This is a genomic window from Fictibacillus phosphorivorans (genome assembly GCF_001619875.1).
Taxonomy (GTDB): Bacteria; Bacillota; Bacilli; order Bacillales; family Fictibacillaceae; genus Fictibacillus; species Fictibacillus phosphorivorans_B.
In genome coordinates, this window is sequence record NZ_LRFC01000001.1 from 585,179 (window position 1) to 603,427 (window position 18,249).

The following is an 18,249-nucleotide window of genomic DNA, read 5'->3' on the forward strand; positions in this document are numbered from 1 at the left end:
GTCAGGGACCAACTTTTTGTATATTATCCCTCACCCAAAAACTCAGCAAAATAAAGCAACCATACTTTCTTTACTGTATATCTTCTGAGTTCCCCCTGTGTGGCTTTTTCAACAGGAGGATCTGTTAAGAGGTAAACCTTCTTGTTGGCTCGCTCAAATTCTTCCTTATCATCCTTACTCACCAGTTTATCTTCTTCTATCTCGGTAACAATTGCTTTAATAGGATATCCCATAAAAAACACGTGGGTACGTAAAGCAAGTTGTGGTGATAGGTGTAATGCGATAAAAATAATGGCTATCGACAAAAAAATTTTAATCTCTGTTCTCTTTTTCATTGATTAACGGATAAAGATTGAAGGAATTTTACTTTTTCTAATTCACCTAAGATAGCAACAGGAAGCAAGTTCCGCATTTCTTCTTTTAAAACCCACATATAATTCGAATGTTCTTCAGACAACAAGACATCTGAGGAAGAGGACTGGCAGAAATACGTGATTAATACTACTTTTCTCAAAGGATCTGTAAAGAAAGATGTGGCGTACAAGATGTGATCGACAGTTACCGAAAGGCCGGTTTCTTCCTTCACTTCACGAATGAGTGCAGCTTCAATCTCTTCCTCAAACTCAATCTTACCACCAGGGAATTCCCATGTTCCCGCTCCGATCTCGTCATCATCTGAACGTTTTACGATTAATACTTTCTCCTCTGCTTCGATAACAGCTTTTACTACAACATGAATCTCGTTTTCTAGTGTCATCTTTAGATCCCCGATTCTTATGGAATATTTTTCTTTTTCATAGTAGCATATGGGAATACAGATTTTATCATTTTCGGGGTGAAGAAATGAAACTCGTATTATTATTTGGACCACAAGCTGTGGGAAAAATGACAGTCGGACATGAATTAGAGAAGTTGACAGATTTGAAACTCTTTCACAATCATATGACCATTGATCTTGTTACTCCTTTTTTTGATTATGGGTCAAAAGAGGGAAAAAGGTTGGTCAATTTATTCCGCTCTGAAATTTTTGAGGCGTTTGCTAAGAGTAATCAATATGGAATGATTTTTACATATGTATGGGCGTTCAACTTTCAAAGTGACTGGGACTTTGTTGAGAATGTGTGTCAGGTGTTTGAGCAAGAAGGAGCAGAGATTTTCTTTGTGGAACTAGAGTCGGATTTACATACTAGACTCGAACGAAACATTACGCCACATCGACTTGAACACAAGCCGACGAAACGAAATATTGAATGGTCAGAGAATGACCTAAAAACATCTATGGATAAATACAGGTTGAACTCTCATGATGGAGAGATTCAAAAGAAAAACTACCTGCGAATAAATAATACACATTTAAGTGCTGAAGAAGTAGGAATACAGATTAAGGCAACATTTAACCTATAAAAAGGACCTGAATGGGTCCTTTTTTATGTCTTATAATGTGGTTACTCATTTTCCCAATTCAATGGTGGCTTGACTAACTGCGGTGCATACCCTAGTTCTTCTGCAGCAGCCACGATGAACTCTTTTCTAAAGAAAAAGCTTCTGTGATAGACAATTTGGTTGTTTTCCACTTCTTGATATTGAATGTCATGAATGAGTGGACCTTGATCTGATGAAGCGAGCACAACGATAACTGGTTTACCCCATAATAGTAACTGGATAGCCTGATGACCTGGCAGGCCATATGCGAGAGAGCCCTCGCGTATTTCGTTCTTGTTCACTTCTAAAAAGCCTAACGATGCTTCGTAATGAGCATGATCACTGATTAGTGAGAGCATTCCTTCTAAATCACCATCGTTAAATGCGTTCAAGTAAGCTTGAATAACCTTTGATTTTTCTGGTGTTTCTTTGGATTTTGGTTTTCTAGGTGCGTGCTTATTCTCTTGAAGCTTTGTTTTCATTCTGCGAGTTGTAGCATAAACAGCTCCAGGAGTCGTCTTAATGATACTCGCCACTTCTTCAGCTTTAAAGCGAAAGATCTCCATCAACAAAAATACAGCAGTCTGCCTTGGTGTAAAAAGTTCATAAAGCTTTTCGAGCGCTTCTACTAAGTCAAGTGAGTCCGCAAACTCTTCAATCGGTTCATGTTCTTCATCTAAAACACCGAGAGATCGCTTTTCTCTACGACAATGGTCAATCCAGGCATTTGTGGCCGTTCGATAAAGATAGGACTTAAGATTAGTAGGTTGCCACCTCGTATATAAACCGCCAAGTGCTTTAAGCATTGTCTCTTGGAACAAGTCTTCGCCATCCCATGGGGAACCAGTGAGATATCTGCAATATTTCCATAAAGCGTCACTGAATTCCTGAATCTCTTTATCAAATCTTTGGCGAAGTTCATTAGATTGAGCATGTAGTGTGTTGGTTGTAGATTGTGACAAATAAAAAACTCCCTTCATTTTTACCTTTCACTATGTACAACGAAATCTCTACTGTTAATTATACGCTTTTACAGAAATTTTTTTGGGAGAAGTTGAAAGGGAAATGTGGTAGCTGAATTGGATAAAAGTTACAATGTGAATTATGAAGGAGTGAAAGGTATATGCATAAAGTACTTGAAACACTAAAAAACGTTAAAACAGATCAAGTAGGTATAATTATCTATTCAACTAAACAAAAGAAAATTGCACTTTCATTAAATCCTGAATTAATTTTACCTTTAGCTTCAGCCGCCAAAGTTATTGTTGGCTTCTGCGTGGCTAGATGGGTAGAAAACGGTATGTACCATTGGGATGATATGATTGAGGAGTATCAGCTCGACCCAGAAGAAAATAGTGCTATGTTTTATCCCCATTTCCAAGATAGAGATTCTATTCCTTTAGGTGATCTCGTTGAAGTAATGATCGCTTGCCACGATAGTATGGCTGCCAATAGTATAGTTAAATTTTGCGGTGGGTGGGAAAAGATGAATTATGAAATTAATAGAACTTATAACAATATACAGATCACATCCAATCCAAGAGACTTAGAAAATAAAGGTGAAATTGGACAAATACTTAAGGTATTAAGTTCGATTTATTCAGGTTATCAAACAGATCCTGAAATATGGAAACCCATTGTGAATGGGCTTGTGCGTCCTATAGATCATCTTGAAGGTATCCCAGACCATTATTTGAATCATATGAGTGGAGGCCTAGATAATCTGGTAGTGGATATCGGACTGCTAGGTGAATTTAATCAACATCCTTTTCTCTATGTACTAGGTGCAAGTGGTCTTCCTAATCGTTATACAGACACCTATTCAGATGAAAGAATAGTAGAGTCTATAAAGTTACTGTACAAAGAATACAACAAACAAAGAAAAGTAATTATCTAAAGGGGAAATGGAATGAGCGGAATACTTCCTGAAACATTTATTAAGACGATAAAAGGCATCCACGGAGACAAAGCTTCAGCGTGGCTGGAGAATTTTGAACAGTTGATTACAGACTGCGAAAAGCGCTATCATCTAAAGATTCAAACACCGTTTGCCCTTTCATACAATTTTGTTGCTCCTGCTATCCGAAATGATGGTAAAGAGGTAGTTGTGAAAATCGTGCTTTCCCGTCATAAATTCCAAGCTGAACAAAAAGCGCTTCAGCTGATGAAAGGAAAAAGCATTGTTAAAGTGTTGGAGTATGAAGTAGAACGCGGGATTATGATTTTAGAACGGTTGGACCCAGGGCATACATTGGCCGAATTACAGGATGACGAAGATGCAACCCAAATTGCTGCAAACGTTATGAAGAAAAACATGATTCCAGCACCACTTCACTCGAATCTTCCGACAGCATTAGATCGAGAAAATAGCCTGAAAAGAATTTACAAAAACAATGGCTATGGTCCTATCCCAAAAGAAACGATTGAAGAGGCGCTGCACATTTTTGCACATCTAAACGCGTCAATCGATAAGCAGTATTTACTTCATGGAGATCTTCATCATTACAACATTTTGAAGAGTGAGGAATCATGGGTTGCGATTGATCCAAAGGGGTTGATTGGCGACCGTGAATACGAAGTGGTGCAATATCTTCTCAATAAATTGCCAGAAAATGAAGTGGAAAAGATTACAGAAAAAAGAATTGATATTTTCGTAGAGAATTTAAATTTAGACAAAGAGAGGGTTTTATTAAGAACGTATTCTCATGCTGTATTAGCAACCTGCTGGACGGTGGAAGATGGCAATTACAGCGAGAATTTTTTCAGGACCATTCATTTATTTAGAGACCTGTGTGATACATACAATTTAAGAAGAAGCTTTTAAAAGAGATTGATATTTCTTTCACTAATATGTGATTGAAAAGGGGATGGTTTGATGAGAAGGTTAAAAAGCTTTTTCTTTAAGCGCGGCAAAAATAACATCGGAGAGCTGTTAAGTCTCTTAGTCGTTTTTTCTGGCCTACAATTCGTAAATTACACTGTAATACGAAACAATCTTCTACTTTTTATCCCGCTTATTTTAAGTATCATTGTAATCTTTAGAATATGCGATACATGGTTTGATCAGTTACTAGGTAATAAGAACAAAGTGATTGGAACAGGCTCATACTTTTTTGTCATTTTCCTCTTTATCATCGTGACGACGTATATTGGCTAGGAGAACATTACTTTGACCATTCTAGATAGCTTTTTTACAGCCGCGGCAATTGTATTGTGTTTTGTTCTATTTGAAAAAGAAAGGTACAAGGGGCCTTTATTAAGAAAAGTTTACATTCTTTCCGTTGAACTATTGATCATGTCATTTCTTATTTACTTTATAGACAAACTATTAAGCTAGTTGGTGAAGAACATTGTCAGCTTATTGGAAGTACTTTCTATACATCATCGAACACAAATTAAATGTTTTCATAGAATGCTGGAGAGAAGGGCTATACTTACAAGCATTCACACATGATATATCTAAGTTTCATCCTGTTGAGTTCTTTCCATATGCCAGGAAGTTTTACTCGAACAAAAAGGTGGATGAGGTTGAATGGCAGAAAGCCTGGCTGCATCATCAGCATCATAATAAACATCATTGGAACTATTGGGTTGTTGATCAGGTTAAAAGAGAAGCCGTTCCTATTCCGAGAAAATACATATTCGAAATGATCTGTGATTATCGTTCTTTATCAAGAAAATGGGGAAGAAAAAGGACAGACACCAATATTTCCGAACGGCTTATTCTGAACTTGCAGACTGAAAAAGTAATTCTGCACCCAGATACAAGGAGAGAGTGTGAATTCTTTATTCGAAAAATGAAAATGGAAAATAAAAATAGTAAGGCCACATAACTAAGGACCTGAATGATCAAAATTCAGATCCTTTTTTCTATGCTCATTCTTCTATCACCGGCCGAACCCACAATTTTGAAAAATCCACATAACCAAAGTGCTTGATGTTCACGTTCATAAGCTCCGTTGAAAAGGGGATGTAACGTTTTTCATAATACAATGGAATCATGATGGCTTCTTGAATCAGTTCCTTTTCGAATGCAACGTTTAACACAGTCCATTCTTCAAATGGTGTATGAATATATTGACTGATGCGTTCGCGCCATTTTTGATTCTTGTCTAAGATGATGGGCAATGGGGCAAAGCCGTTTGTTAAAAAGAAATAAAATGAAAGATCTTGGTTCAACTCGAAGATCTCACCATGAATAAAAAGATCAACGTCTTGACTTTGCTCTCGGTTAAAAATCGTTTCTTCAAACGACATCCTCTTTATTTCAAAGGGTATGTTGTCTTGCTCGAGCATATTGATTAACCAACGGGTTGTCTTTTCCGTGTGATCAGCGACTCTTACAATAAGTGGTTCTGTAAACACAGGACGCTCAATCTCTGTCATCGTAATACGTTGGTTCTGTCCAATGAGACAGCTGTTATCGTTTGGTGTTGCCCGTGGATCATACACTTGAATTTTATGTCGGTTCAAGTTAACCAATTGATGAATGTATTGCCGAATTTCTTTCCTGGCAATCTGTGATCCTTCACGATACGCGTTCATGATAAGCACGCCGAAACCAGAGTCACTTTCAACCTGAAATGTATCTGAATTCTCAGTTTCGAGTGTTGAATGATAGACGATTGGAAATTCTCTTGGAACGAGAACAAACTCTACAGCATCTAACAAGGGACGTTCTTGAAAGTGTTCGGTAAAAGCAGTTAACGTAGTCTTTTGATCGGTGTTTTCTTCTAAAATGAAGCTCCCCGTCCCGTAAATCCGACCTTTGTTTTCTTTGTAGATGCTCGCGGTCATCGTGCTTAACAACTGTAGAATGTAACTGCAGCCTCCTGGATAGAGAATATCCACAACGAGCGATGATTTAGCAAAGACCTTTTCAACGGGTGACCATAATTCTTTGTTTTCCTCATGCATCCGTAGCTTTTCTAAACAATTCACCACATCATCAGCTGTTAGAACAGATCCATCATGAAAGTGAACGTCTTTTCTTAAATAAAGCCGCAGTTTTGTAGAAGAAACATCCCAGCTGTGTGCGAGTTCAGGCAGAATCTCTCCTTGATCTGTAAGGAAGACAAGGCGGTTAAATACGTTTGCTACCATATGAGCGCTGTGCGCATCTGCCGCTTCTAATGGATGGATCGTTCGAAAGGGAAAACGCTTAGGCACAACAAGCTTGTCCTGTGTCTTTTGAACAAAGCCGAAATGCGCATGGAACTTGTTCATCAACCGCATTTTTGTGTCAGTCGACCAATCGAACATTAAATATTTACTGCTTTTCTCTACAGGTTCTGAATCTATTAATCTTAATACGTTCTCTTCAAAAATGTCTTCTACATCTTTCAGCCATTTAAGCTTCGAAACGTTTCCTCTTCCACGCCCAGAAGTGAATGACAGCCAGCCTTCATCTGCCCACTTTTTTAGGTAGCGGGTCGTTTGTTTCTGACTGATCTGAAGCGCTTCGGCAATCTCTTCTGTTCGAATGCTTCCAGATGAAAAATACCTCCAAAGAATAAGCAGTTTATTATCCATTGAGCTCCCCTAATTTATAAAAGTAGACACTCTTTATTTAAATGTCTATTTTTAGATTCGTAAGTCTAGTTTAATATTACAATACACAGAAGGAGGGGACAATATGGGATGGAAAAATTACCCCCAAAACATTAAAGTACGGTTGATTACATCGTTCTTTAACCGGGCCGTTTCATCGGCTGTTATGCCGTTTATGGCACTATTTTTCGCACAAGAAAAGAATAAAGTCTGGGCAGGGACGTTCTTGATCTTAACGGTTGTCATTGGGTTTATAGTGAATTTAATCGGCGGCTACATATCTGACCGTTTTCCCCGGAAGAAAGTGTTAATGACAACATCTTGTTTAAATGCCGTCATGTTCTTGCTCATGACTATTAGTTTGTTTCCGGATCAGAAATGGATCATGCTTTTTGCTGCTGCTTATATTGGGTTTATCGTAACAAGCAGCCTTGGCAGACCAGCGATGCACGCGATTATTATGGATTCCACAACGCCTGAAAACAGAAAAGAAGTATATACGCTCGATTATTGGATGGTTAACCTCTCCATGGCAATTGGTGCAGCACTTGGCGGTTTGCTTTATGTGAGTCATCAGAAAGAGTTATTTATCTTGTTGACTGTGACATCGATTAGTATTCCGATCGCGTATGGAATCTGGCTGCGTGACGAGTTCAGCGGATTTTTAGAAAAAAAGCACGCCAATGTGTTTATGGATTTATTTCAAAACTACAAAGTGGCATTACAAGATTCTGCTTTTGTAAAAGTCGTAATCGGTGGAACATTTATCTTTTCAGCCGAATTTACGCTGAACAGTTACATTGGAATCAGACTGGCTGAAACGTTCGATTCTTTTTATATCGGAAACTTTGAAATCAGCGGTGTACGTATGCTGAGTATGCTGAACATCCAAAACATGCTTATGGTTGTATGTTTCACGTTTTTGATCAACAGAATAACGGACAAGTTAGACAAAAGAAATGCGTTGCTGATCGGACTCCTTTTATATGGGATCGGTTATGTGACGGTCACTTCTGCAAATACGTGGTACATCTTGCTTCTATTCAACATTATCGCGACGATGGGTGAGTTGATTTATTCACCAATAAAAGAAGCTGAGAAGGCGAACATGATTCCAAGTGATAAGCGTGGTTCGTATTCCGCATTTGCCAACGTTTCTTTCAGCGGAGCAGATATGCTGGCGCGATCAACCATTATTCTCGGAGCTTTCTTGGTTCCTGTGATGATGTCAGTGTATATGGGAGTTGTGATTATGATCGGTGCGTTTTTCATGTATACAGGGTTGTTCGTGAGAGAGCGGGTTTCAGAAAAAGTAGGGAAGAATGAAGTTGCTGCACCAATAGCGAAGTAAAAGGAGTAGGGATGACTCAATAACGTTGAGTTCATTCCTCTTTTTTGTTGGTGTGTCATAAAAGGATAATAGACTGTCCTTCTGGAGTGTAAAATGTCATTAGTTGTACGTTTAGAGGATACACTTTATTTTTTTACGAGGTAATTCATAATAATTACGAGGTAATACTAAATAATTACGTGTATAACTCCCATAATTACGTACATAAATTGATTTATCCGATTTTTGACAATTTCACACAGGAGACGAAACAGTAAGTAAAAGAAAAAAGCTTGGAATTCCAACTCCAAGCTTTTCTCATTACGAATTCGGTTCTTTTACAGAAGCGATCTCAATCTTTTCAACAAACATGTTAAAGACACTTCGTTTTTCTTCCAGCTTCTTCAGCTGTTGTTTCAGTTCGTTGTACTTTTCTTCAAACGGCTGCTGATAGGTTTTCTTGATATTCTTAATCATTTCTTCATTAATAGTAGATTGAATGACTTGTTTGGTAATACCAAATTTATACGAATAGAGTTGAAGTTCGGTTTTTACTTTATCATACTCTTCGTCTATCTCTTTCTTTTGTTGCTCAATCTCATCTTTCCATTCCAGCAGAGCATCTTTTACATACGGCTCCATGTTTTGCCCCCTTACAAAGTTCGTTCTTCTGTCATTTCTTTTTTATGTACTCTATACACTATTTATAATGAAACGCTCATTTATGGGGGTATTTTCATGCGTTGACTAAATTTTTCCATCAGACTATGATTGGATTAGAAATGAAAAATGGAAATCTAAAAGGGATGGGTAACAGTTACATGCAAGAAAATGTATTAGAAAGAAAGATTTAAAGAAACGAGAACAAATATTGAAGATGGTCACTGGTGGGTCTCTTATCGAGTGGATAGAAGTGGTTCTTCGTTAGAAGATTCAAGTCACTCATCTCTTAAAAAGAAAGGTGCTGTGTCAGATGCCAACAATAGGATGGCTATTCGTTGCAATCGTGTTAGGCGGAATCATAATAGGTTCATTGATTCAGAGATATCGTTATCGAAAATTGAAGCTTATTTACACAGCATTCGGACAGGAAAACTATTTTAACATTATATCCAAATTAAATAGCGCAGACGTCCCGTATAAGGTGAAAGTACCGATGCAAGGAATGGGAGCTAGAGAAAGATCGATCGTCGATAACACGCAGTACGATATTTTTGTTAAAAAAGAAGAAGCACACCGAGCTGGGGATGCGTTACGCAAATAAGGGGATGAAGTTTGTGAAAAGAACGATGAGCTATGTAAGAAGTCATGAAGAGCTACGAGAAATGCTTGGAAGTCCTAGTCTTAGAGGGCAAAACAAAGTAATCGCTACGATTGATGAGCATTGCAAAGACTTTATTTCAAAATCTCCTTTTCTAGTCCTATCAACATCAGATGCTGATGGAAACTGTGACAGTTCCCCTAGAGGAGATGCCCCTGGATTTGTTTATGTTCTAGATGATCAGCACCTTATCATTCCAGATCGTCCGGGTAATAAAAGGGTTGATTCTATGTTCAACATTCTTTCTAATCCTAATATCGGATTATTGTTTATCATTCCTGGCATGGGTGAAACGATGCGGATCAATGGGGAAGCAGCCATAATAAAAGATGAAGATATTTTAATGAAGATGGCAGTCAACGGAAAGTCACCGCAGCTTGGCATCCTCGTAAAAGTGAATCAATGTTACATGCATTGTGGCAAAGCGTTTAAACGCTCAGGTCTATGGGAGCCAGAGAGCTGGAACAGGAAAGAAGAGTTGCCTAGTGCTGCAAAGATTTTAGCTGCACACGTTAACATGCCGGAGATGACAGAAGAAAGAATTGTCGCTGATCTTGAGGAAGGGTATAAGAATAGGCTTTATTAACACGAAGGACCTGAGTTGGATCAGGTCTTTTTTGTATATGATCTTTTTTAAAGGTTCTTCTTGCAAACTTTTTTGCTTTTGCAAGTGGTTAATTTCCGTTTTAGTTGCTCGCTTTCGGCGGGCAGGTGGTCAACCGCATTCTTACGTTTCATTCCCAGTGAAAGGCGGGAGAGACTGTTCAACAGAAATGAAGAAAAGTATAAGATTTCGGAAATACTGTAGCTTGAAGGATCTGCCTTAAAAGTAAGCTGTTCGCTTTGTATACGGCATGACACATGCTATCATTGAAAATTATAGTTTTTAAGGGGGGAGACAGTGCGGCAACTACATAGAAAACATCAATGGCTAGCGAGGTTAATGGCTTCTGACCCTGGATATGTCCGGCTGCAAAAAGCGGGTCGGGCAACGGCAAGTTTAATTTTTTCCATTTTTTCAACACTTTTGTTAATACGTTATACTGGCCATCCAGGCGGTATTACCCCTGCAATTGTCTCAGGAATGCTCGGGTTAATGGGTATTATGGTTGTGATGGATGATACGAAAAAACAAATGAAGGTTACGACAATCTTGCTTGGAATATCAGCCATGCTCGGAATCACAATCGGATCGATCGTTGCGGGACATGCTTATTATATTGATTTGGTATTGATTTTCAGTGTTTTTAGCAGCTTTTACTTTTCGAGATTTGGTACACGTTATTTTTCCCTTTTCATGATTTTCTTTCTGACCGTTTATTTTTCTTCTGTTTTAAAATTATTAAGTGAACAGCTGCCTTGGTTTTATTTAGGAGTTTGGTGTGGCGTGATCTATGCCTTTATCTTTAATTTCTTTTTGTTTCAAGACACGGCAAAAAACCTCAGAAGCAGCATCAGATCCTTTCATATTCAGAGCAATTTAACACTTAACCTCTTAATTGAAGCGATGAAAGATAAAAAAACGGACCCTTTGCGTAAGAAGGAGTTAGAGAAGAATGTCTTAAAATTAAGAGAATATGCACTCATTGTATCGGGTTACATTAATGCAGATGATGTTCAAAAGATGTGGCCAGGATTGCTGCCGAACCAGCTGAGGCTGTATGTTTTTGACACAGGCATGCTGATTGAAACTCTGATTGATTCTGTACGAGGACTTAAAAAAGCAGAGGCACTAGAAGTTGAAAAAATTAAACAGCTGCTGATTTCAGTAACTGAGGCGGTTCGGGATGCGGAAGTACTCGCTCCAAATGTAAAAGAACAAAATTTACAACCTGCCGAAAAAGCGGTTCAGCAACTGCGACTATTGATCATGGAGCTGTTCGAACGGGAAGAGCCGCCAAAAGGATGGATCTATCTCATCCGCCGAATTGAATCCATTGCGAATCATGTTATTGAGGGAGCTGTCAGCATTCAGCAATCTCTTCACTCTCATCAAACGCTAAATAGGGCAGATGATGTAGTTGAAGAGAATGAAGAAGATGAGGATTCAGCTTCAGAGAAGGATAATTCCTTAAAACCGTCCACCAAAAAAGCGTATCAAGCGTTGGTCGCAGGTATTATTTCAATCATCGTTGGCTTGATCATTTCGCCAACACAGCCGTACTGGGTTCTTCTTACGGCGTTTGTCGTGCTGCTTGGGACGGAATCAATCGGCCGAATCTATACAAAAGGTTACCAGCGTTCTTTAGGTACGATCATTGGGGCAGTGTTGGGCTTTGCTCTTGCCAAACTCCTTTCGGGTCATACGGTATTGGAGATTGTCTTTCTTTTTGTGGTCGTCTTTTTGGCTTTTTATTTGTTTACCGTTTCATATACGTTGATGAGTGTGTTCATCACCATGCTGATCGCTTTTATGTATGACCTTTTATTAGGTGGCATTACACTTACACTCATTGGAGCACGTGTCCTTGATACGATTGCAGGTGCAGTCATTGCGCTAGGTGTATCTTATATTATTTTTCCAAAGAAAACAAAGGATAAAGTGGCTGAATCTATCGGTGATTTTTTAGGTGAACTGTCCCCTTTTGTGACCGAGTATGTAAGAAGTTTTAGAGAAGATGTGAACGTGAAGAATCTTTCAGAAAGTGCGTTTCAGCTGGATCAAAAGCTTCAGGTAATAAGAGACGAAGCACAATCATTCCTGCAGCGTCGAGGCTCACCCATCTATTCGGATATGGTTAGATGGATGACGATGCTTGCCGCAATCAACTATTATGCAAGGCATCTCGTTGCTTCAGCTTATCGAAAGGGATTTGATTATCCTGAAGAGCTTGTTGAGGTATTTATACAGATTGAGAAAAAGCTTAAAGAAAATATTGATTATTTAACTGAACTCGTAAAAGGAAACGAAGCAGAAGGAGTCCTTCATTCATTGGAAGAAGAGCGTGAAAAGATTGAAAGGCTTGCACCGAGCCGAAAACAGTCACATCGTGATTTGGTCCATCACCTCTATTATGTATGGCGAATGAATCGATCTTTTGTGGATTTAGGATATGAGCTAGGAGGGGAGAAGGAGTAGTGAATACTCCTTCTTTTTCACTTTACTATGAAAGAAGATGTCATTTTTAAAGGGTAGAATAGGAATATCTTAGGTGGAAATCTAAAGTGAGCAGCAACTTTTTAGGGTTGCTGCTTTTGTAATGGACAGATTATCTAAGAAGGAATGTATTAGGCGGATAAAGAAGTTAGTTGATAAAGACTTAAATAAGGGGTGTTATAGTGAATCATTTGAAACAAATAGTTGTGCAAAAAGTTTCTCACGATGATCATGAAGTAATCATAAGCCTTTTAAAAGAAATAGCTCAATGGCTGAAGGATCACAAAATCAATCAGTGGAGTTATCTGCTTGTTGGCGGTGATGATGAAGAAATTATATATGCCATTCAGCACGATCATACATACAAAGTATTAAAGGACGATACTCTAATCGCCACTTTTACTCTATCACCCGAGCAAAGTGAATGGGATCAGCACATTTTCGGGAAGGATGCATTTTCTGATTCCATGTATTTACATCGGTTAGCAGTTGTGCCGGAGTATATGAATCAGGGAATCGGAAAGGAAATCCTGCATTGGATCCAAGAAAATATGGGGAAAGAAAAGAAGTATATTAAATTAGATTGTGTAGCTGATAATGTAAAGCTCAACCGATTTTATCAAGATAATGGTTTTGAATATTTGGGTGAAACCGATAATCATAGCAAATATAGAAAAGTGCTGGTTAGGAGAGCTTGAGTTTTGTAGACAACAAGTTACAAAAAAACTTGACAGAATTTTCTAAAACCCCTATGATAAGTAAAAGTTTTCCATACATAGGATAAACGCTTTGATTAGGAGCAGTAAGGAAGAGTCTGTTGTTCAGAGAGCTGCTGAATTGGTGAAAAGCAGTCAATGGAAATCCTGAACTCGCCTAGGAGTGGCCAGGCTGAGAATGAAGTCTGGACGGATCACCTCCGTGATTAGGTCTTAAGAAGGTTTGCTTTTTCGTGTGCAAGCAAACCAAGAAGAGTGGTACCACGTTAGGATCAGCCTATCGTCTCTTTATGAGATGATGGGCTTTTAATTATTTTAGAGGAGAGATGACGCATGAGTGAGGATTGTTTTATTTGCAATAAGCATCAAGGGAGCATTGATACTGCTGGGATCAAGATTTATGAAAATGATTTCGTCTATGTAGGTCATATTGATAGAGGTGGTGGACCATCTTACTTGGGACATATCATGATCGATCTGAAGCGTCACGCAGCATCACTTGGGGACATGACTCCTGATGAGGCGGGTGCATTCGGCCAGATCATGGCGAGGGTGAGTAAAGCGGTTAAGGAAACACAGGGTGCGGAACACATTTATGCGCTAGTTTCAGGGAATTCAGTTCCTCATCTGCACATGCATATTGTGCCGCGTTATCCGAAAACACCTGCGGAATATTGGGGACCGAACGAAGTATACGACTGGCCAAATGCTCCGTTTGGGATGAACGAAGAGATCGTGAAAGTGTGCGAACAGGTTAAGAGGTTCTTGGAGGAAGATTCGTATGTTTCATCATGAACTTAAGTGGATTGGCAGTGAAAAGAACTTTGTTGATTAATTAGATGTGGTGCAGGTTGGTAGAGTTACAATTGGAAGGTTTGGCGGTAACTCTGCTGCAGGTTCGTACAAGAACGAAGACGGATGCTTGGTTTGGACGAATGAAGACGAAAACTGGGAATTCACTATGATTCTCGATGGTCATAAGACTGCACAAAGTGTTGAGCTAGTTGTTGGTCACTTTGTAAAAATGAAGAACGACATTACGAGTGCTCTCAAAGGATCCGCAGGGCCAGCGCTAAAAAAGATGGACAGCCTCGTACTCGACATTTTTCAAGAACCCAAGTTTATGGAGGCATGCCGCAAAACTACTGGTGAAACAGCTTGTCTTATTGTGGTAAGAAAAGATAAATATTTGTGGTGGTTTTCCGTTGGAGATTGCATTGTCCATTTATTTCATCCTGAATTGATTGCACTTGGAGAAAGGCAGCTTGTGCAGAGAAGTTTTTACGAATGGGTCGGTGAAGTGAACACGTTTGAACTACCGGTTCCTTGTTATAGAACGGGTAAAAAAGAGATGAGGCAAGGGGAGAACCGTATCTTCATGACAACCGACGGTTTAACAGAATGCCCTAATGTTCCTTTTGAGGATCCGGAGACTATACAGACCGTACTTTTTGAAAATGGGATTAAAGAAGGGGTACGAAAGCTTTTGTATGAAGTAAAAGAAAACAGTGTAAGAGACAGCACAACAATCATCGCTTGGTCTGTTGAAATAGAGGAAACAGCCAGTATGCCGAGTGATGTGTAAAGCTGCTCCCTCCTGTAAAACAAATGCTGGGATCTATTTGATATCTAGATAGTGTTGAAGTACTCGTGGCGGAATATACTTGAGTGGCAATGGGCGTAAGGAAACAATGATAGCTTGGGGCATAATGAGGTCTTTTTGGGCTTGTTTAAGACAGTTGTACATGTTTTTACCGCCTACTGAATTGGCAGAGTGAATCGTAATGCGATTGGCAAAAAGTTGTTCATCGACCATCATCTGAACGAGCATGAGACCATTCCTGGTATTGCTGACCAGGTCGTGATCGAGCGATAAATGTTCGATGTCGTGATTCCTTAACAGTGCCATACATTCATCTATCGTTTCGACGTAAACGTAACCTTCAGGCGGGCTACGGTAATCATCCATAAATACACTGATTTTCTCCATTTCTTGCACTCCCTTCCATAAACGGAGGGTGACTAAGAAAAGTCGAGAGCCCTAAGTTATTTTAATATATTAATTATAACATACTACGTTAATCCATGCATTGGCAGGGGGCAATACTAATAACGTCGGTAATAAAGCATTTTAACATTTTTTGTAGAAAATAGTATTTTTCTTAATTAATTATTAAAGGATTAAATTCTTTATATAATCGATTTTTCCTCCCGAACATAAAAGGATTTTTCAAATAAAATGTGTAATTGTTAGGTGTGAATTTAAAAAGGGGTGGCTTGATGGGGAATACTGATAAACGTAAACGGCTGGAAGAGGAAGTTTTTACATATCGCATAACGAAAAATAACTCCGTTTTTATTGAGTATCAAGGTAAGCAGGTCATGGTGTTAAAAGGGAAAGAAGCGGAGAAAATAATGAATCGAATTGACCAAGCTTCAACTGAGAAAGACGTTCAACTGATTTTGGCAAAAGTAACCGGGAATTTTAAACGTGGGAACGAAAAAGATACCTCAACGAAAAAATGAGGTTGAGCCAGAAAATAATCATGCATCTTTTAATTGGCAGGTCTGCTGCTGGAAGTTTGGAATGGATAACCAATGTATGAAGGAAATCTAATAGGCATGAGGAATTAAAGTGTGAAGCTAACAAAAAAGTAAAAAAGTCGATGAACCTATACATAAGAAATGGAGTGAATAGAGTATGAATCAAAGTATCGAAGCGAATGCGAATTTATCTAGCCAGAATATTTATATCAGGCTGCTGACCGTTGATGATGCTGAGGCAATGGTTAATCTTCAATTGGAAAACAGAGAGTTTTTTAGTCAGTTTGCAATGGAACGCAATGATGATTTTTATACATTGGAAAACCAGCAAAAGCGTCTTCAGATGCTGGTGGAGAATGCAAAACAAGATTTAGATTACTATTTTGGTATTTTTACAACAGGCGACGATGAACTCATTGGAACGGTTAATCTGTTTGCAGTGATGCGTGGTTCAATCCAAAGTGCCTGGCTTGGTTACTTTTTGGATGAGAAACATAATGGAAAAGGCTACACGACAGAAGCGGTTCGACTCATCGTGAAGTATGCGTTTGATGAACTGAAGCTTCACCGAGTTGAGGCAGGTGTTATGCCTCACAACATCGGATCCATTCGCGTTTTGGAGAAAGCTGGATTTGAGAAAGAGGGACTAGCTCGCAAAAACGTGAAAATCAACGGGAAATGGGAAGATCACCAACAGATGGCGATCGTTAATCCAGCGGACTGATGAAAAAATGGCTGGTCTTGGTCTTTTTTGTGATGATGAGTTTAGCTGGATGTAATGAGGATGAAAAGCTGGTCCGCGTTGATTATCAACTAAGTGATATGCAAACGGACGATGATGGGATTATAGCGGATGAGGATCAGGTGAAAGGGATAGGTGCGCTATTTGAAAAAGTAAAGTGGGAAAACGCAAAAGTGGAAATGTCGAGAAAAGAAGATATGACATTAACCCTGTTCTATCTGTATGATCCGAACATGCCTGAGCGATTGGAAAAATATAAAATTTGGTTTCATGATGATCGTTCAGCGGAGTTTGTGGATGCTACTAACCATAGGTACGGGAAGCTGAGTAGGGAAGATGCTGAAAAGCTAAAGAAGCAGATTAAGTGATGAGGGAGTCTAGGTGATAGGTTCTTGTCCTGCGCGATGTTCCAGTGTATGGGAGGTTTAGAGATGTGAGCAGGTAGTAAGCTTGATCACTTGAAGATAAATTTAAATACTCTTTACATTGCTTATTCGTGATTTGATTAGAGATAAGCAGTCCGTAATCTTTCAACGCTGCTACATGAGCATCCCTTGAATAATTAGAGCATTTAATACATATCCATCCTGCTCTTTTTCGCTCCATCTTATTATTACAATCCAAACATAACACTCCTACGATTATCTCACCTCTTTTGATCTCAAAGTGATTTAATATATCTGTATCATACGGTACGTTTAGTTTGTTTAATTGTTTATGTATTTTTTTCATTTCTTTTATAGTTAGCAAGACTTTGTTATGTTTTCTAGTAAATTCATTAAACTTGTGGTGTAATTTATGACTTTTTATTAGTAGAGTTAATGCTTCTTTATAATCTGTTGAACAATCTACATGTGAATTCTTATTGCTTATAACAACAAGAGGCTCAATGGGGATTTGAGGAAAGTTATATTTAATTAAAATTTGATTAAGGTGATATTTTTGTCTTTTTACTTGTTGGATGGGATCTTCGAAGAAATCTTTTTTATCAGGTGTGGATCTTATTAGTTGACCAAACTTATCATCAAAGTATAAATGTCCAGTGTAGTTTTTTATTTCGAGTATTATAAAGAATTTCGTTGTCATGATTAGTGTATCAATTTGAAAGTAGTAATCCATGTGCAATATTCGGATATTATGTAAGAAAATGATCTCATTATTAGGCAAATATCTGTAAAAGTAATTTAACGATTGTTCGCCCATCATACCTGACCTGAACTTGCCCAGTTGATTTTCAATTGTTGCTCTTTTAACATGTTGGTTTGGGAGCCTTCTCAACAAAGTTTCAAGTTTTTGAAAAAATAAAGGTGGATTAAGTTGTTTTTTCATCTTAAAACAATCTCCTTTTTTTCATTAATCATATCTTCTAAATGAGAGACTTCAAAATACTAGAATGGAGCAAAATAAGGGTTATTTTGAGGGGCTTTACTGGTGCGCAATCTTATAATCACGGAAAAAATGATGCTCATCACGGAAAAAATAGGGATTATCACGGAAAAATTGGGGTCAATCACGGAAAAAGCCTGC

General features: G+C 38.5%; 22 protein-coding genes and 1 other annotated feature. Of the genes, 15 read left to right on the plus strand and 7 right to left on the minus strand.

Annotation, left to right across the window (positions count from 1 at the left end):
* Positions 1-23: 23 nt before the first annotated feature.
* Both AWM68_RS03000 and AWM68_RS03005 read right to left on the minus strand, forming a co-directional pair.
* Complete coding sequence (locus tag AWM68_RS03000; RefSeq protein ID WP_066236692.1) at positions 24-335, minus strand: hypothetical protein; 312 nt, start codon at positions 333-335, stop codon at positions 24-26.
* Positions 332-757 (minus strand): NUDIX hydrolase, encoded by a 426-nt coding sequence (locus tag AWM68_RS03005; RefSeq protein ID WP_066236694.1) that lies wholly within the window; start codon positions 755-757, stop codon positions 332-334. The genes AWM68_RS03000 and AWM68_RS03005 overlap by 4 nt, the downstream gene beginning before the upstream one ends.
* 86 nt (positions 758-843) lie before the next feature.
* Between AWM68_RS03005 and AWM68_RS03010 the strand changes: the two genes are divergently transcribed.
* Entirely contained in the window at positions 844-1,404 is a 561-nt protein-coding gene (locus tag AWM68_RS03010) for an AAA family ATPase (protein ID WP_066236696.1), read from the plus strand.
* A gap of 41 nt (positions 1,405-1,445) precedes the next feature.
* Here the strand turns inward: AWM68_RS03010 and AWM68_RS03015 are convergent, their stop codons facing one another.
* Positions 1,446-2,384: a sigma-70 family RNA polymerase sigma factor gene (locus tag AWM68_RS03015; protein WP_231868353.1), complete on the minus strand. Its 939-nt coding sequence runs from the start codon at positions 2,382-2,384 to the stop codon at positions 1,446-1,448.
* Positions 2,385-2,545: 161 nt separating this feature from the next.
* Here AWM68_RS03015 and AWM68_RS03020 point away from each other — a divergent pair, with 161 nt between their 5' ends.
* From AWM68_RS03020 to AWM68_RS03035, 4 genes are all read left to right on the plus strand, one after another.
* The gene (locus AWM68_RS03020) at positions 2,546-3,319 is read left to right on the plus strand and encodes a serine hydrolase (RefSeq protein WP_066236700.1); all 774 of its coding nucleotides are present in this window, start codon (positions 2,546-2,548) and stop codon (positions 3,317-3,319) included.
* Positions 3,320-3,331: 12 nt separating this feature from the next.
* On the plus strand, positions 3,332-4,246 hold the full coding sequence (locus AWM68_RS03025; RefSeq protein WP_066236701.1) for an aminoglycoside phosphotransferase family protein: 915 nt from the start codon (positions 3,332-3,334) through the stop codon (positions 4,244-4,246).
* Positions 4,247-4,297: 51 nt separating this feature from the next.
* Positions 4,298-4,579: a hypothetical protein gene (locus tag AWM68_RS03030; RefSeq protein ID WP_066236703.1), complete on the plus strand. Its 282-nt coding sequence runs from the start codon at positions 4,298-4,300 to the stop codon at positions 4,577-4,579.
* A gap of 193 nt (positions 4,580-4,772) precedes the next feature.
* Positions 4,773-5,255 (plus strand): DUF5662 family protein, encoded by a 483-nt coding sequence (locus AWM68_RS03035; protein WP_066236705.1) that lies wholly within the window; start codon positions 4,773-4,775, stop codon positions 5,253-5,255.
* A 43-nt stretch (positions 5,256-5,298) separates the two neighbouring features.
* On the opposite strand, the gene AWM68_RS03040 is transcribed toward AWM68_RS03035, so the two are convergent.
* On the minus strand, positions 5,299-6,954 hold the full coding sequence (locus AWM68_RS03040; protein WP_066236706.1) for an ABC transporter substrate-binding protein: 1,656 nt from the start codon (positions 6,952-6,954) through the stop codon (positions 5,299-5,301).
* Between the two features lie 103 nt (positions 6,955-7,057).
* Between AWM68_RS03040 and AWM68_RS03045 the strand changes: the two genes are divergently transcribed.
* Entirely contained in the window at positions 7,058-8,323 is a 1,266-nt protein-coding gene (locus AWM68_RS03045) for an MDR family MFS transporter (protein ID WP_066236707.1), read from the plus strand.
* 300 nt (positions 8,324-8,623) lie between these two features.
* Here AWM68_RS03045 and AWM68_RS03050 read toward each other — a convergent pair whose 3' ends face one another.
* The gene (locus AWM68_RS03050; RefSeq protein WP_066236709.1) at positions 8,624-8,944 is read right to left on the minus strand and encodes a hypothetical protein; all 321 of its coding nucleotides are present in this window, start codon (positions 8,942-8,944) and stop codon (positions 8,624-8,626) included.
* A gap of 331 nt (positions 8,945-9,275) precedes the next feature.
* Between AWM68_RS03050 and AWM68_RS03055 the strand changes: the two genes are divergently transcribed.
* From AWM68_RS03055 to AWM68_RS03080, 6 genes are all read left to right on the plus strand, one after another.
* The gene (locus AWM68_RS03055) at positions 9,276-9,566 is read left to right on the plus strand and encodes a hypothetical protein (RefSeq protein ID WP_066236711.1); all 291 of its coding nucleotides are present in this window, start codon (positions 9,276-9,278) and stop codon (positions 9,564-9,566) included.
* Positions 9,550-10,209, plus strand: coding sequence for a pyridoxamine 5'-phosphate oxidase family protein (locus AWM68_RS03060; RefSeq protein ID WP_066236713.1), 660 nt, complete (start codon positions 9,550-9,552; stop codon positions 10,207-10,209). The genes AWM68_RS03055 and AWM68_RS03060 overlap by 17 nt, the downstream gene beginning before the upstream one ends.
* 315 nt (positions 10,210-10,524) lie before the next feature.
* The gene (locus AWM68_RS03065; protein ID WP_066236715.1) at positions 10,525-12,702 is read left to right on the plus strand and encodes an FUSC family protein; all 2,178 of its coding nucleotides are present in this window, start codon (positions 10,525-10,527) and stop codon (positions 12,700-12,702) included.
* A gap of 200 nt (positions 12,703-12,902) precedes the next feature.
* Complete coding sequence (locus tag AWM68_RS03070) at positions 12,903-13,418, plus strand: GNAT family N-acetyltransferase (RefSeq protein WP_231868354.1); 516 nt, start codon at positions 12,903-12,905, stop codon at positions 13,416-13,418.
* A gap of 82 nt (positions 13,419-13,500) precedes the next feature.
* Positions 13,501-13,727: a binding site (T-box leader), on the plus strand.
* A gap of 42 nt (positions 13,728-13,769) precedes the next feature.
* On the plus strand, positions 13,770-14,231 hold the full coding sequence (locus AWM68_RS03075) for an HIT family protein (RefSeq protein ID WP_066236718.1): 462 nt from the start codon (positions 13,770-13,772) through the stop codon (positions 14,229-14,231).
* A gap of 46 nt (positions 14,232-14,277) precedes the next feature.
* Positions 14,278-15,021: a protein phosphatase 2C domain-containing protein gene (locus AWM68_RS03080; protein ID WP_231868355.1), complete on the plus strand. Its 744-nt coding sequence runs from the start codon at positions 14,278-14,280 to the stop codon at positions 15,019-15,021.
* Positions 15,022-15,054: 33 nt separating this feature from the next.
* On the opposite strand, the gene AWM68_RS03085 is transcribed toward AWM68_RS03080, so the two are convergent.
* Positions 15,055-15,426 (minus strand): cyclic-phosphate processing receiver domain-containing protein, encoded by a 372-nt coding sequence (locus AWM68_RS03085; protein ID WP_066236721.1) that lies wholly within the window; start codon positions 15,424-15,426, stop codon positions 15,055-15,057.
* 290 nt (positions 15,427-15,716) lie between these two features.
* On the opposite strand from AWM68_RS03085, the gene AWM68_RS03090 reads away from it, so the two are divergent.
* The 3 genes from AWM68_RS03090 (at position 15,717) to AWM68_RS03100 (ending at position 17,090) form a co-directional block, all read left to right on the plus strand.
* Entirely contained in the window at positions 15,717-15,962 is a 246-nt protein-coding gene (locus AWM68_RS03090) for a hypothetical protein (RefSeq protein ID WP_066236723.1), read from the plus strand.
* A 175-nt stretch (positions 15,963-16,137) separates the two neighbouring features.
* Positions 16,138-16,704, plus strand: coding sequence for a GNAT family N-acetyltransferase (locus AWM68_RS03095; protein WP_066236725.1), 567 nt, complete (start codon positions 16,138-16,140; stop codon positions 16,702-16,704).
* Positions 16,704-17,090: a hypothetical protein gene (locus AWM68_RS03100; protein ID WP_066236728.1), complete on the plus strand. Its 387-nt coding sequence runs from the start codon at positions 16,704-16,706 to the stop codon at positions 17,088-17,090. Before AWM68_RS03095 ends, AWM68_RS03100 begins: the two co-directional genes overlap by 1 nt.
* Here the strand turns inward: AWM68_RS03100 and AWM68_RS03105 are convergent.
* The gene (locus AWM68_RS03105; protein ID WP_066236731.1) at positions 17,083-18,051 is read right to left on the minus strand and encodes a nuclease-related domain-containing protein; all 969 of its coding nucleotides are present in this window, start codon (positions 18,049-18,051) and stop codon (positions 17,083-17,085) included. The genes AWM68_RS03100 and AWM68_RS03105 overlap by 8 nt on opposite strands.
* Positions 18,052-18,249: the final 198 nt, after the last annotated feature.